General features: G+C 65.2%; 9 protein-coding genes. 6 read left to right on the top strand and 3 right to left on the bottom strand.

The features are described from left to right. Positions 1–157: 157 nt before the first annotated feature. From CWC60_RS19220 to CWC60_RS19210, 3 genes are all read left to right on the top strand, one after another. Positions 158–7,588, top strand: a complete 7,431-nt coding sequence (locus CWC60_RS19220; protein WP_109796347.1) for a S8 family serine peptidase — start codon at positions 158–160, stop codon at positions 7,586–7,588. Between the two features lie 165 nt (positions 7,589–7,753). Beyond that, positions 7,754–8,446: a CBS domain-containing protein gene (locus CWC60_RS19215; RefSeq protein ID WP_109795563.1), complete on the top strand. Its 693-nt coding sequence runs from the start codon at positions 7,754–7,756 to the stop codon at positions 8,444–8,446. Positions 8,447–8,574: 128 nt separating this feature from the next. Beyond that, the gene (locus tag CWC60_RS19210) at positions 8,575–9,360 is read left to right on the top strand and encodes a DUF2189 domain-containing protein (RefSeq protein WP_109795523.1); all 786 of its coding nucleotides are present in this window, start codon (positions 8,575–8,577) and stop codon (positions 9,358–9,360) included. Positions 9,361–9,395: 35 nt separating this feature from the next. Here CWC60_RS19210 and CWC60_RS19205 read toward each other — a convergent pair whose 3' ends face one another. The 3 genes from CWC60_RS19205 to CWC60_RS19195 form a co-directional block, all read right to left on the bottom strand. Next, positions 9,396–10,049 (bottom strand): 5-formyltetrahydrofolate cyclo-ligase, encoded by a 654-nt coding sequence (locus tag CWC60_RS19205; protein WP_109795562.1) that lies wholly within the window; start codon positions 10,047–10,049, stop codon positions 9,396–9,398. A gap of 54 nt (positions 10,050–10,103) precedes the next feature. After that, positions 10,104–11,879, bottom strand: coding sequence for a thiamine pyrophosphate-requiring protein (locus CWC60_RS19200; protein ID WP_109795561.1), 1,776 nt, complete (start codon positions 11,877–11,879; stop codon positions 10,104–10,106). A gap of 165 nt (positions 11,880–12,044) precedes the next feature. Then, the gene (locus tag CWC60_RS19195) at positions 12,045–12,539 is read right to left on the bottom strand and encodes a MarR family winged helix-turn-helix transcriptional regulator (RefSeq protein ID WP_109795522.1); all 495 of its coding nucleotides are present in this window, start codon (positions 12,537–12,539) and stop codon (positions 12,045–12,047) included. A 243-nt stretch (positions 12,540–12,782) separates the two neighbouring features. Here CWC60_RS19195 and ectA point away from each other — a divergent pair, with 243 nt between their 5' ends. Genes ectA through CWC60_RS19180 form a run of 3 tightly spaced genes read left to right on the top strand, consistent with a single transcriptional unit; the run spans position 12,783 to position 15,062 of the window. Continuing rightward, the gene (ectA, locus tag CWC60_RS19190) at positions 12,783–13,331 is read left to right on the top strand and encodes a diaminobutyrate acetyltransferase (protein WP_109795521.1); all 549 of its coding nucleotides are present in this window, start codon (positions 12,783–12,785) and stop codon (positions 13,329–13,331) included. 42 nt (positions 13,332–13,373) lie between these two features. Next, positions 13,374–14,660: a diaminobutyrate--2-oxoglutarate transaminase gene (gene ectB / locus CWC60_RS19185; protein ID WP_109795520.1), complete on the top strand. Its 1,287-nt coding sequence runs from the start codon at positions 13,374–13,376 to the stop codon at positions 14,658–14,660. 6 nt (positions 14,661–14,666) lie between these two features. Beyond that, the gene (locus tag CWC60_RS19180; protein WP_109795519.1) at positions 14,667–15,062 is read left to right on the top strand and encodes an ectoine synthase; all 396 of its coding nucleotides are present in this window, start codon (positions 14,667–14,669) and stop codon (positions 15,060–15,062) included.

Raw genomic sequence — 15,062 nt, 5'->3', positions numbered from 1 at the left:
CCGCCCCGCCCTCTCGGGCCGGGACGGCATGTTCATACCTCAGGGATTGTGTCGGCCGTCACATTTCCCGACAGGTCCGCGCCCTGGTGAAGATTTCTGCCGCCGCGTGCTGGATCGCCCGGGAGTACGCGTATAGGATGCGCGACAGGGAACGGGCGTGGGCGGCGAAGTGGCAGACCAGGTCGAAAGGAAGGACGAGACCGGTACGCCGGGCCCGCTCGGGGCCGGCGCTTTACCGATGTACATCCCCACCGACGATCTATTCGATCAGCAGTGGCATCTGTCTTCCAGCAGCTCCTGGACGATTGATATCAACATCACCGATGTCTGGGACGAATACCGCGGCAGCGGCATTGTCGTCGGCATCGTGGATGACGGGGTGGACTGGCGTCATCCCGACCTGATCGACAACTACGACACCAACCTCGACTACGACGCATACCGGCGCGATTCCGATGCGGGCCATGAATATGGAGACGAGGGCCACGGCACCGCGGTGGCAGGAATCATCGCGGCCGACGACAACGGCACCGGCGCGGTCGGCGTCGCGCCGGACGCGACCATCGCAGGATTCAGGCTCCAGTTTGGTGAAAATGTCTCGACTTCGATGGTTCAGCGTGCGCTCGCGCGGCAAGTCGACGTCGATGTTTCCAACAACAGTTGGGGGTACATCGCGCCATTCTCAGACAATTTCAACGAGTCGGGCTTTAGGTCCTATGGGCAGGCACTCGAAGACGCTGTCGAAAACGGCCGCGATGGACTGGGTACCGTTTGGGTCTTCGCAGCAGGCAATGCCGGCCAGATCGACGACGATGTCAATTATCATAACCTTCAGAACTCTCGCTTCACGATAGCCGTCGGCGCCGCCACTGATTCCGGCAACATCGATCACAGAATGACACCGGGCGCTTCAATCCTCCTTTCCGCGCCAACGGCAGGCGCCGACATTCTGACAACCGATGCAACCGGTTCGGCAGGCTATGAATCCGGTGACTATACCAGCATCGGCAATACATCCGCCGCCTCAGCGGTGGTAAGTGGTGTCGTCGCTCTCATGTTGGAGGCGAACCCGAACCTGGGATATCGCGACGTACAGGATATCCTCGTCTACCGTTCAAGGTTCTCCAAACTCGATACAGCATTCGACTCCCCCTCCCAGTACTACGCAAACGGTGCTGATGACTGGAACGGTGGCGGATTGTTTCGGGACTATCATCTGGGCTTCGGGCTGGTGGATGCGCATGCTGCGGTTCGGCTCGCAGAAAGCTGGCAAGATCAGTCGACGTTCCAGAACGAGGAGGTGCTGACATTCACATCTGCCGGTCCTATCGACCTGCCGGACCGCGCGGTCACAAGTATCGAGATTGATGTCAGTGAAATCGGGTTCGACGTTGATTGGGTCGAACTCACATTCGATTTGTCGCACAGCTACGTTGGCGACGTACACATCACGCTGGACCACGACGGCAAGGACTCACAAATGCTGCCGCGGTTCGGTGTCCATGGCCAGAAGAATGGCTTCGATGCTGATGCACTGAGTTTCTCGACTACTTCCGCAAGGCACTGGGGAGAAAGCGCCGAAGGCACGTGGACAATCAATATCGAGGACTGGGTGAGCCAGGATTCCGGCACTCTGGAATCCTGGTCGCTGAAAATCTATGGCTCCACGACCGGCGACAATGACCAGTATGTCTTCACCGACCTGTTCGGCGAGGTCGCGGCATCACAGACCGCAAGGTCGAGGCTTTCGGACATGGCGGGGACTGACCGCATCAATGCCGCGGCCGCGACAGGCGGTCCCGAAATATTCCTGATCCCGGGAATTGAAGGAAGTATCGCCGGCGCGGGGCTGACACTTGCTGCCGGGACCGAGATCGAAGACGCGGTCACCGGCGATGGAGACGACACGCTGGTCGGCAATGATCTTGCCAATCATCTGGTCGGAGGCCGGGGCGATGACCTGCTTGCAGGTGGAGACGGCGATGATCTGCTGGACGGCGGAGGGGGGTCGGATACGATCTGGGCGGGCGCCGGGTACGATACGCTTGTCGGAGGCGTTGGCAGCGACGTATTCGCGTTCGGACTGACTGCCGGACACAACTACATCGCTGATTTTGACCTCGGCTTGGACCGGATCGATTTCTCTGCTCTTTCAATCACGGCCGAATCTATCCTGATCGATTCTGCCGGCTTCGGTTCAATTGTCCGCATCGATGACTTCATAGAACTGGAACTGGCGTCGGTTGTGGCCACCGATCTGGAACTCGGGCATTTTCTTCTGGATGCGGTGGCCCAACCGGATCTGGTGTCGGAATCAATTGACGACCCCGGCCATGCCACGCTGGTCGGTACAGACGGCGATGATGTGCTGCAGGGCAGCGATCGACATGACTACATAGATGCACGCAGAGGTTCTGACGAGGTTTCGGCGGGAGCGGGCGACGACACGATCCTCAGCGGCAGCAGCAGTAACGATTCAGCTACGCTCCGCGGAGAAGACGGCGATGACCTGATCATCCGAAAGGGATTTGGAGCGGCCCAGTTGTTCGGCGGCGCCGGAGCCGACGAAATTGATGTCAGTATTTCCAACGATCACCTTGTCTACGGCGGTGTCGGCGACGACACCATTACTGTCAGCGGTCGTGTGGGCGCTTCCTACGGAGAGAACGGTGACGATCTCCTGATTGGCGGCTATGAAGATGTGACGCTTTATGGCGGTCTTGGCGCCGATATCCTGATTTCCGAGTATGGCGGGGGCCGCTTTTACGGCGGCGAAGATAATGACCTGCTTCTCAGTTCTGCCGACCAGCGTGACACGCTCGGTGGCGGCGGTGGCGACGATATACTTCTCGGCGGCGAGAACGACAACAATCTGGGCGGCGGAGCGGGCGACGACTACCTCAATGGCGGCGGTGGCTCGGACTCCTATCACGGGGGTGCTGGAAGCGACATTTTCGCCCTTGTCGGCGCACTCGTTTACGTCAGGGACTTCGACGCAGGTCTGGACAAAATCGAGATTGGCCAGGCAGGCGTCGGTTTCGAAGATCTCACGCTGGAAGATGATGCGGGATTCAATGGCGGCGGCGTATTCGTCCGGTTCGGTGAGCACACCTTGTTCGTCGAAGATCACTCTGCTTCTGAATTCGGGGCAGACGACTTCATCGACTTGATGCCTGTCTATGCGGCGCCACAGATCGGCGATGAACTGGCCGGGCGGATTGACGGATCTGTTCTCAACGACGTCATGCTGGGGCTGTCGGGAAATGACACGCTCTTTGACAGCATCGGTGGCGATGATCGCGGTGTTGGCGGCGCCGGAAGCGATCTTCTTTCACTTGGAGGCGGCGACGACACGCTCCAGGGCGATGCCGGCAGGGACACCTTGTTTGGAGGTGAAGGCTCGGATCTCGCGATGGGCGGCAGCGGCAGCGATCTGATTGAAGGTGCAAACGGCAATGACAGTTTGCGAGGCGGCGAGGGTGAAGACAGCCTCTACGGAGGCGCGGGCGACGATTATCTGAACCCTGGACGAGGGGGCGGTATTGTTGACGGTGGCAGCGGCCGCGATCTGGCAGATTTCACCTTTGCCGAAGAAGTCGCTTACGACAGCGGGAACCGAATCGTTAACGCGGATGGCCAGCTCTACCAATTGGCCGGCATTGAGCGCGTTGTCGGAATTACGGTCGGCTCCGTTGATGGTGAGTTCGGCGCTGTCGGTTCGGCGAGTGACGATGCGATAAGCGGTGAGGCGCGCGCAGAGATTCTGGTGGGCCTCGACGGCAACGATACGCTGGGGGGCGACGCAGGCGATGACAGTCTCTACGGCGGTAACGGACAGGATGATCTTTACGGCGGCGCCGGCGACGATCGGCTCGATCCCGGTGCCGGCGGCGGCGTGGTCGACGGCGGCGACGGCCTGGATACAGCGGACTTCGGATTCGCGACTGTTGCGGTACTGTCCGACGACGGCCTGACGGTCGTTGCGGACGGAGACACCTATGAAATCCGCGATGTCGAGAGCTTGCTGGACGTTAGGCTCCCGGCGACCGCCAACGCCGATACGATCATCGGTTCCCCGATCGCTGACGAACTGGAAGGTCTCGGTGGAGACGACCGCATTGTAGGCAATGGCGAAGCCGACAGCCTCTATGGCGGTGCCGGTACCGACAGCCTCTACGGCGGCGAGGGCGACGATTTGCTTGACCCCGGCGCAGGCGGTGGACTGGTCGATGGCGGTGCCGGGTTCGACACCGCGTACTTTGGCTTCGCGACTGACGCGGTGCTCAGCGCTGACGGCCTGACGGTGACCGCCGATGGCGAGGACTACGACCTCATCTCGATCGAAAATCTGCTGAACGTCCGGCACGCCGCCACCGACGGAGCGGACAGCCTCTCCGGATTCGGTACCGGCGACTCCCTGGACGGGCTGGGTGGTGACGACACCCTTCAGGGCCAGGGCGGCGCAGATACGCTGCTGGGCGGAGACGGTCGCGATCAGCTGTTCGGCGGCGCGGATGCAGACAGCCTCTATGGCGGCGCGGGGGACGACACCCTGGACCCCGGCAGAGGCGGCGGCCTCCTGGATGGCGGCACCGGCACTGATATCGCAGATTTCCGCTTCGCAACAGAATCAGTCTGGGACAAGGACGCCGGTACAGTGACGGCCGATGGCGAGGTTTATCAGATTGCCGGTGTCGAAACATTTCTCGGCGTGGATGAATTGCCGTCGAGCCAGAACGACCAGCTGACCGGCTCCGACGCCGCCGACACTATCGACGCCCTGGGCGGTGACGACGCGGTCGACGGGCTTGGCGGCGACGACAGTCTGCTGGGCAATGACGGCAATGACACGCTGAACGGCGGCGCGGGCGCCGACAGCCTTTATGGCGGGGCCGGCGGCGACATGCTGAACCCCGGCGCGGGCGGCGGACTGGTCGACGGCGGCGAAGGCGTCGACACGGCCGATTTCTCCTTCGCCGCCGACGCGATCTTCGATCCCCTGACGAACACGGTCATCGCCGATGGTGAGACCTACACCCTGTCGGGGATCGAAAATCTCGTCGGCACGGAGCTCGCCATCAACGGGGCCGCGAACCTGATCGACGGCACGGAAGCCGGCGAAGCGATCGACGGCCTGGGCGGCAATGATACGATCGACGGTGCGGACGGCGACGACACGCTGACCGGCGGCGCGGGCGACGACCTGCTGCGCGGCGGCGGGGGCACGGACACCGCCATCTTCGCCGGCGCGGTCGGGAACTACGTCATCGCAGCGAACGCGGACGGTTCGCTGACGGTGACCGACACGGTCGGCGGCGACGGCAGCGACACGGTGGCGGCCGACGTGGAAACCGTCCGCTTCGGGGCCTGGACCGCGCGTACCGACGGCCAGACGGGCGGCGGCAATCACCTCCGCGTCGGCGGCGCGGGCGCCGAGACGCTCACCGGGGAGGCCGGCAATGACAGCCTCTCCGGCGGTGCGGGCGACGACTGGCTTGCCGGCGGGGATGGCCCGGACACACTGGACGGCGGCGACGGCATCGACACGGCCGACTATTCCGGCGCGCCCGGCGCTGTCTTCGTCAACATGTTCGGTGGCCAGGGCGGCGGCGGCGACGTGTTGTTCGGCATCGAGAACGTGGAGGGCTCGGCCGCCGGCGACACGGTCTACGGCGGCAGCGACGGCAACCGGTTCCGCGGCAATGACGGCTGGGACTTCATTCTGGGCCGCGGCGGCGCCGACGAGCTTCATGGCGACGGCGGGCGGGATTCTCTCTACGGCCAGGAGGACAACGACATCCTCTATGGCGGCGCAGACGTCGACTATCTCCGCGGCGATCAGGGCGACGACCGGATGTGGGGCGGCGCCATCCTCGATTTCATCTATGGCGGCACCGGCGCGGACGAGATCTTCGGCGGCGACGGCAATGACCGCATACAGGGCGGCGACGGCGCCGATACGCTCGCCGGCGAGGCCCACAACGACGTCATGGCCGGCGAGGCGGGAGCCGATACGCTTTTCGGCGGCACCGGCGGCGACCGACTCGACGGCGGCATCGAGAACGATCTGCTCGACGGCGGCGGCGGCGGCGACCTGATCTGGGGCCGCGACGGCGACGACACGCTCGATGGCGGCGCGGCGCTGGACCAGATGTACGGCGGCGCGGGCCACGACCTGATCCGCGCAGGCCTGGGGAACGACTACCTCCGCGGTGGCGCAGGCGACGATACGCTGGAAGGCCAGTTCGGCGGCAACGTGTTGCAGGGCGAAGAAGGCGACGACCTGCTGACGGGCGCCGAGGGCATCGACATCATGGAAGGCGGCACAGGCGCCGACGCCTTGAGTGGTATGGCGGGCAACGACCGACTCTACGGCGAGGACGGCAACGACATCCTAAATGGCGGCGACGGCATCGACCGGCTCGACGGCGGCGCCGATGCCGACAGCCTGAACGGCGGCGGCGGCAACGATGACGTGCTGGGCGGCCTCGGCGCAGACACCCTCTCCGGCGGCGACGGGTCCGACCGCCTGTTCGGCCAACAGGGCAACGACCAGCTGTTCGGCGGCCTGGGCCTGGATCGGCTTGACGGCGGCGCGGGCAACAACCTTCTCTCCGGCGGCGGTGACAACGATGTCCTGATCGGACGCGCCGGGGCCGACACGCTGGCGGGCGGCGGCGGCGACGACCGGCTCTATGCCAATGAGGGCATCGACAGCCTCGACGGCGGCGATGGCGACGACCTTCTCATGGCCGGCGATGACGGCGACGCGGCCCATGGCGGCGCGGGCGCCGACGGTGTCTACGGCGAAGCGGGAGACGACACGCTGGATGGCGGCGCCGGTGACGACCGGGTCGATGGCGGAACCGGCAACAACCTGATCTCCGGCGGGCTGGGCAATGACACGCTTATCGGCCGCGACGGGCTCGACACGATCGACGGCGGCGACGGCAACGACCGCGTCTATACAGGCGGCGGCGACGACAGCGCCTCGGGCGGCGCCGGCAGCGACTGGATGGTGGGCCAGGCGGGCAATGACACGCTGCAGGGCGGCGATGGTGACGACGGACTCGAAGGCCGCGCCGACGACGACAGACTCGACGGCTGGATCGGCAATGACAGCGTCTTCGGTGGCGACGGCGCCGACACCCTGATCGGCCGGCACGGGGTGGACGAGCTTTATGGCGGCGCCGGCTCGGACCTGTTCTATGGCGGCCTTGATGCCGACACGGCCTATGGGGGCGCCGGCGACGACCGGGCTGTGGGGGATCAGGGCGACGACCTGCTTCTTGGCGAGGCGGGCAACGACATCCTGGAGGGCCGAGACGGCGACGACACGCTCACAGGCGGCAGCGGCGCGGATCACTTCCGCTTCTTCACCGCCGATGGGGCGGAGAGCAACGACGTGATCACCGATTTTGCGGTCGGCGAAGACGCGCTCTGGCTCACCGACATCGCCATCCAGTCGCTCGCCGCCACGGACGCGGACGGAAATGGACAAACCGACGACACGGTCGTCACCTTCTCCAGCGGCGCCACCGCCGCCCTGCTCGGCGTCAGCGGCGTGGACGAAGCCGACCTTTTCTGACCCCTCCCCGGTCGCTGCAAACTCCTCGACGTACACCAGCCGGCCTGCTGCCGGGCCGACGACGCATTCCCCGCGCCATTTGATACAGGTCAAGTCGGGCCGCCCCGAGATGCGCGACGATCTGCGGGCAATGCCGCGATGAACCGGCCAGCGGAGGAGAGTGAGATGCAAGCCGCAGATGTCATGACGCCGAACGTCATTACCGTATCGCCGGACGCCACCGTCCGGGAGATCGCCGAACGGCTGCTCGCGAACCGGATCAGCGCCGTCCCCGTTGTCGACGTCGACGGCGGGCTCCTCGGCATCGTCAGCGAAGGCGACCTGATCCGCCGCGCCGAGACCGAGACCGAACGCCGCGAGAACTGGTGGCTGAGGGTCTTCGCCACCCAGGACGAGGAAGCGAGCAAATACGTCAAGGAACACGGCAGGCTGGCCCGGGAGGTGATGACCCGGGACGTCGTCACCACGACGCCGACGGCGACGCTGCGCGAGATCGCGGACCTTCTCGAACGCCACCACATCAAGCGCCTGCCCGTCGTCGACGGCGGGCGTCTCGTCGGTATCGTCAGCCGCGCCAATATCCTGCGCGGGCTGATCGCGGCCCCGGACCCCCAGCTCAAGACCGCCTCCGATGACCGCAAGCTGCGCGAGGACGTGCTCAAGGCCATCTCCGAGCAATCGGGCCTGGTGATGCCGACGATCGACGCCATCGTCCATGACGGCGTCGCCCAGCTCTGGGGTCTGGCCAGGTCGGATGCGCGCGCAAAGGCGGCCGCTGTGGCCGCGGAGAACGTCCCGGGGATCCGCAAGGTCGAGAACCACGTGCGGCACGTGCCGGGCTGGTATTACGGCCTGTAACATCGAAGGAGACGGCCGGCTTCGCCTTCCGCAGGACGGCGTCGCCGCTGGCCGACGGGAATTGCCGGGCGTAGAATGAGCCTGACCATGTCCCGCCGGGGACGGGCTGTGGGAGGGGATAGCTCGGCATGGAAGCGGAACCGATCAGTGAATCGCCGATCCGTCTGGAGGTTGGCGTCGCCACGTTCGCCGACATCCGGGGGGCGCTTCGCGCAGGGCTGCGCGACCTCGCGAGACGGCCCGCGCTCAGCCTCTTTTTCGGCCTCGTCTACGCCCTGTTCGGCGCCGCCCTGATCGCCGGCCTCACGGTCTTCGACCAGATCTGGATCGTGATCGCCGTCGCCGTGGGCTTCCCGCTGGTGGCGCCCTTTCTTGCCGCCGGGCTTTACGAAATGTCACGCAGGCTGAAGCGCGATGAAGCCTTCACGGCGCGCGACATCTTCAGCGTGATCTTCACGCAGCAGCGCCGCGAGTTCGGCTGGATGTCGTTCATCGTCCTTTTCGTCTTCTGGATCTGGGCCTATCAGGTCCGCCTCGTGCTCGCCCTGACGCTCGCCTATCAGGGTTTCCGTTCGCTGGATCACCTGTTCTCCGTCCTGTTCACGACCAGTGAAGGCGTCACCTTCCTGCTCATCGGCTCGGCGGTCGGCGCCGTGCTCGCCACGGTCCTGTTTTCGATCACGGTGATCTCGATGCCGCTGCTACTGGACAAGCGGGTCGATTTCGTCACGGCAATGATCACCAGCGTGAAATCAGTGGTTCAGAGCCCTGTGGTCATGCTGGGGTGGGGTGCGGCAGTAGGCGCGCTCACGCTGCTCGCCATCGCGCCCCTGTTCATCGGGGTCATCTTCGTCTTCCCCCTTCTCGGCCATACGAGCTGGCATCTCTACGAACGGCTCGTCCGCGAGAAGTGAAGGCCGGAACGCCCTGACCCAGTCCGGTTCGCCGGCTATCGGTGAAACACCGCCCCGTCCGTCAGAATCACGCTGTCCATGGGCACGTCCCAGGGCATCGGGAAGATCGTCTTCATCCGGCAGAAGGCATGACCGACGCCGACGATCTTCGGCATCGGGCGCAGGCGCACGAGCGTCCGGTCGTAATAGCCGCCGCCATTGCCGAGCCGGTAGCCCGACTCGTCGATCCCGAGGAGCGGCACGATCACCGTGTCAGGCATTTCGGCCTCGCCGTCGACGGGCGCCGGTATGTTCCAGACTCCGGGCGCCATGGCGCAGCCGGGACGCCACCGGCGGAAGACGAGCGGCGCTTCCTTCTCCGCCACAACCGGCAGCAGAACGCGCGCGCCGGCAGCGTCGGCGGACGCCATCCAGTCCCGCAGGTCGGGTTCGCCGCGGATCGGCCAGTAGACGGCGATGCGCGTCCCAGCTTCCACGGCGACATGCTCGTCGAGCCGTCTCATGAGTTCGCCGGCCATGGCGCGCCGCTCGCGTGAGGACAGTTTCCGCCGCTCGGCCAGCAGTCTCGTACGCTCGGCGCGCCTGAAACGCGCGACGTCCCGCGCCGCTTCCGGATCCACGGGGTGACCGTCGACCAGCATGTGCGCGAAGCACGGGACCGATCCGGCACGCTCATTGTCGTCGTTCATCATGACGGTCGATCCTACATCCGCGCCCCGCTCCGCGGCCAGCGCCGCGCGGGGCTAACGCGTCAGCCCGCGCTCAAGGCTGTGCCAGATGATGGCGCGGGCTTCCGGGTCGCCTTTCATCAGCGCCCTGACGTAGCTCTTCGCCTGGCTCCGGGTGATGTGGGACGGCAGAGTCGGCACCGTGGGATCGACCAGGGCGTCGATCACCACCGGCCGGTCGGCGGCCAGCGCCGAATCCCACGCCGGCGCAATGTCCTCCGGCTTCTCTATGCGGATGCCCTTCAGTCCCAGCGTCCCGGCATAGTGAGCGTAGTCGAACGCGGGGACGTCCTGTGTTTCCTCGACCTTCGGGGTCTTCGCCTGCGCGCGCAGTTCCCATGTGACCTGGTTGAGATCGCCATTGTTGAGCACGCAGATGATGGTGCGCGGGTCTTCCCATTGCCGCCAGTACCGGGCGATGGTGATCAAGGCATTGAGACCCAGCATCTGCATCGCCCCGTCGCCGATGAAGCCGATCGCCGGCCGATCCGGATAGCAGAACTTCGCCGCCGACGTGTAGGGGACAGCCGGACACATGGTGGCCAGCGTGCCCGACAGCGATGCCTTCATGCCGCGCCGCACCTTCAGCGCGCGCGCAAACCAGTTGGTCGAGGTGCCCGAATCGGCCGACAGGATCACGTCGTCCGGCAATCTGGACGACAGCTCCCAGAACAGCAGTTGGGGGTCCACCGGGTCGGCCTTCTGGTGCGCCCGCTTCTCCGCGCCCTTCCACCAGTCGTCGATGTTGTCCTCGACCTTCCTGCGCCATTTGCGGTCGGTCTTGCGTTGCAGCAGGGGCTTCAGCGCCCGAAGCGTCGTACCCGCATCGCCCTGAAGGTTGACCTCCATCGGGTAGCGCAGGGACAGCATGGCCGGATCGATATCGATCTGCACCCCGCGCGCGTGGCCTTCCTTGGGCAGGAACTGGGCATAGGGAAAGCCGGAGCCGATCATGAAGAAGGTGTCGCAGTCACGGACCAGTTCCCAGGAAGGCTTGGTTCCAAGCAGCCCCGACTGACCGGTCACGCCCGGTTCGTCGTCGCCGACGGCGGCGCGGCCGAGCAGCGCCTTGGCGACGCCGGCGCCCAGGATATCCGCAATCTCCATGACCTCGTCGCCCGCGCCGAGCGCGCCCGCGCCGACGAACATCGCCACCTTCTCGCCCTCGTTGAGAACCGCCGCTGCGCGTTCCAGCTGCGCCTGGTCCGGCGTGACGACACCAGGCGTGTAGCCGGCCCCGCTGTGCATCGTGCCGTGCGCGCGCGGCGGCTCCTCCACCGCATCCGCTTCCTGCACATCGACGGGCACGATCAGCGCGGTGACCGTCCTATAGCCCTTCGCGATTCGGAATGCGCGATCCAGCAGGTGACGTATCTGCTCAGGCGACGCGCACATGTGGACGTATTCATGGGCCACATCCTTGAACAGCGCCGGCAGGTCCACCTCCTGCAGGAAGTCGCCGCCCAGGGCGGGCCGCGGCTGCTGTCCGACGATGGCGACGACCGGCTGATGGTCCAGCTTCGCGTCGTAGAGACCGTTCAGCAGATGGATGGCGCCCGGTCCGCTGGTCGACATGCAGACGCCCACCTCGCCAGTGTACTTGGCGTGGGCGCAGGCCATGAAGGCGGCCTCCTCCTCGTGCCGGGGCTGGATGAAGTCCGGGCCGTCGCCATCGGCGCGTTCGACCGCGCTGAGAATACCGCCGATGCCTTCGCCGCTGTAGCCATAGACCCGTTCCACGCCCCAGTCGCGCAGGCGCTCCAGCATGAAATCCGCGACGGTCTTCGCCATCTTCCTGTCCTCCATCGTCCAGCCACGGCGGGCGTGGTAAAGGCCGGTGCATCGGGACATGGGGAAAACGGTTCGGATATGAACCGCGGCATTCCGTCGAGGCTCACTCGTGCGTCGTGGAACTTCGAAGCCGCGGTGGCAGGAAGTGCGATGCGGGCAGCCGGCTCAGGCCGATTGGCGGTGAATCTCGCCATTGGCGGGCAGCGGCGCCTCTTCGATCTCGACGGCGTCGAGCATCGCGGCGACGCGCTCGAGCGAGGCGACCAGCTGGGCCTGTTCCCAGTCCGCGAGAGCCTGGAAGGCGCGCACGAAGCGTTGCGGCAGGGCGCCCGCGGCCTGCTGCAGGCGCTCATGGCCGATCGGCGTGCTGACGATGTGGGTCTGCCGCCGGTCGGCCTGCGACGGCAGACGCCGGACCATGCCGTGCGCCACCAGCTTGTCCACCAGAGATGTCACTGTCGCCTGGCTGACCCGCATCTGCTGCGCCAGGGCCTTGGGCGTAGCGCTGTCCTGGCTGTCGACGATCTGAAGGACGCGGAGCTGCGTCGGTGTCAGCCCGGCGGCCTGCGCCAGATCGCGGGAATACAGCTCCGTCGCGCGCACGATACGGTGCAGGGCGATCAGGCTGTCATCTGTTCTGTGGCGGGATGCGGTGTTCATGATTCTCTCACGGCATTGAGTCCTATTTGCTTCAGCACGTGAAGATTTTCAATATAAAATTTGCTTCGGCTAAGAGCGTCCATCCGCGACATGCTTAGCCTGTATGCGCCCCGTCGGCGGCTAAATGCGCGTATATATGCGGCATATTCCATCCGCTGGCGGAAAAATATGCTTTGATGGTTGAAATTTCGGCAGCCCCCATATAGTTAGCTTCATCGAAGTTAGTGTGGAGGCGCAGGTACAATGCCCGAGATCATCGGAGACGAACCCAAATCCAAACCTCGAACTCGTGCGCCCCGTCTGCGCAAACCTGATGCGAAAGACGGGGCGGAAATCTGGGCGCTTGTGCGTGATTGCAAGCCGCTGGACGAGAACTCGATGTACTGCAATCTGATCCAGGCCGATCATTTCCGCGACACGTGCGTGGTGGCGGAACTCGACGGCGACGTCGTCGGCTGGATATCGGGACACATGATTCCCAACGAAGACGCGTTCTTCGTCTGGCAGGTGGCGGTGAGTCCGAAGGCCCGCGGCCTCGGTCTCGGCAAGAAGATGCTGCTGCACCTGCTGGAGCGCGACGCCTGCGCCGACGCGGCAGAGCTCAAGACGACGATCACCGAAGACAACGACGCTTCCTGGGCGCTGTTCCGCAGTTTCGCCCGCGCGATCGGCGGCGAACTCACCGATGAGCCGCATTTCGACGAAGAGGCGCACTTCGACGGTCGCCACGACACCGAGCACATGGTGACGATCACCCTGCCCGAGGAATTCGATCTCAAGCAGGCGGCCTGACCGCCGCAGCGAAATTCCCGAATCTCCGAAAGGACGTACGCCATGCCCAACGACATGGACCAGAAGACCTCTGTCTTTGCGCGCCGCGAAAGCGAAGCGCGCTCCTACTGCCGCTCCATCCCCTCGCTGTTCACCGAGGCCCGCGGCTCCGAACTGTTCGACGACGAAGGCAACCGCTATATCGATTTCCTGGCCGGCTGCTCGTCGCTGAACTACGGCCATAACGATCCCGACATGAAGCAGGCGCTGCTGGACTACATCGCCGGCGACGGCATCGCCCACGGCCTGGATCTTCACACCGAAGCCAAGGGCGCCTTCCTCACCGCCTTCGAGGAGCACATCCTGAAGCCGCGGGACATGGATCACCGGGTCATGTTCATGGGCCCGACCGGCGCCAACGCCGTCGAGGCGGCGATGAAGATCGCCCGCAAGAAGACGGGCCGCACCAACATCGTGGCCTTCACCCGCGGCTTCCACGGCGTGACCATGGGCGCGCTGGCCGCGACCGGCAACGGCTACCACCGCGGCGGCGCCGGGATGGACAAGTCAGGCGTCACCCGCATGCCGTACGACGGCTTTGCCGACGGCGTCGACAGCGCCGCGCTGCTGGAGCAGATGCTGACCGATCCGTCGGGCGGCATCGATGCCCCGGCGGCGATCATCCTGGAAACCGTCCAGGGCGAGGGCGGACTGAACGCCGCTTCGACCGAGTGGATCGAGAACGTGGCGCGGATCGCCCGCGACAACGGCGCGCTGCTGATCATCGACGACATCCAGGCGGGCTGCGGCCGCACCGGCACCTTCTTCTCCTTCGAGAAGATGGACGTGCAGCCGGACCTCGTGACCATGGCAAAGTCCATCTCCGGATTCGGGCTGCCCATGGCGATGGTTCTGGTCCGTCCCGAGCACGACGTCTTCGGCCCCGCGGAGCACAACGGCACCTTCCGCGGCAACACCCACGCCTTCGTCACCGCGCGCGTCGCGATCGAGAAGTTCTGGGCCGACGACAGCTTCGAGAAGGCTCTGGAAGAGAAGGCCACGCGCCTGACCCGGGCGCTGCGCAAGCTGGCCGAGACGGTGCCCGGCTCCCGCCTGAAGGGCCGCGGCCTGATGCAGGGGCTGGACGTCCATTCCGGCGAACTGGCCGGCGCGATCTGCGCCCGCGCCTTCGAGCTTGGCCTGGTGGTCGAGACCTCGGGCTCGAACGACGAGGTGGTCAAGATCCTGGCGCCCCTGACGACGCCGGCGGCGCTGTTCGAGGAAGGCTTCAACATGCTCGAGCAGGCGGCCGCGGACGTTACCGGCGGCCTTCAGATCGCAGCGGAGTAAACGTTCATGATCATCAGGGATTTCAATGAGCTGAAGGGCACCGACAGGGCCGTCTCCGACAAGGACTGGACGTCCGTGCGGATGCTGCTGGCCGACGACGGGATGGGATTTTCGTTCCACATCACGACGCTGAAGGCCGGCTCGGAGCATACCTTTCACTACAAGCACCACTTCGAGAGCGTCTACTGCATCTCGGGCCGCGGCTCGATCACGGATCTCGGGACCGGCGAAACCCACCAGATCAAGCCGGGCGTGATGTATGCGCTCAACCTGCACGACCACCACACCGTCCGCGCCGAGGAAGACCTCGTCATGGCCTGCTGCTTCAACCCGCCGGTGACGGGCAAGGAAGTGCATCGCGAAGACGGTTCCTATGCGCCGGCAGACGAATTCGCAAAGTAG

Source organism: Minwuia thermotolerans, from assembly GCF_002924445.1.
In the GTDB taxonomy this organism is placed as follows: domain Bacteria; phylum Pseudomonadota; class Alphaproteobacteria; order Minwuiales; family Minwuiaceae; genus Minwuia; species Minwuia thermotolerans.
This window is presented reverse-complemented; position numbering and strand designations above follow the sequence as displayed.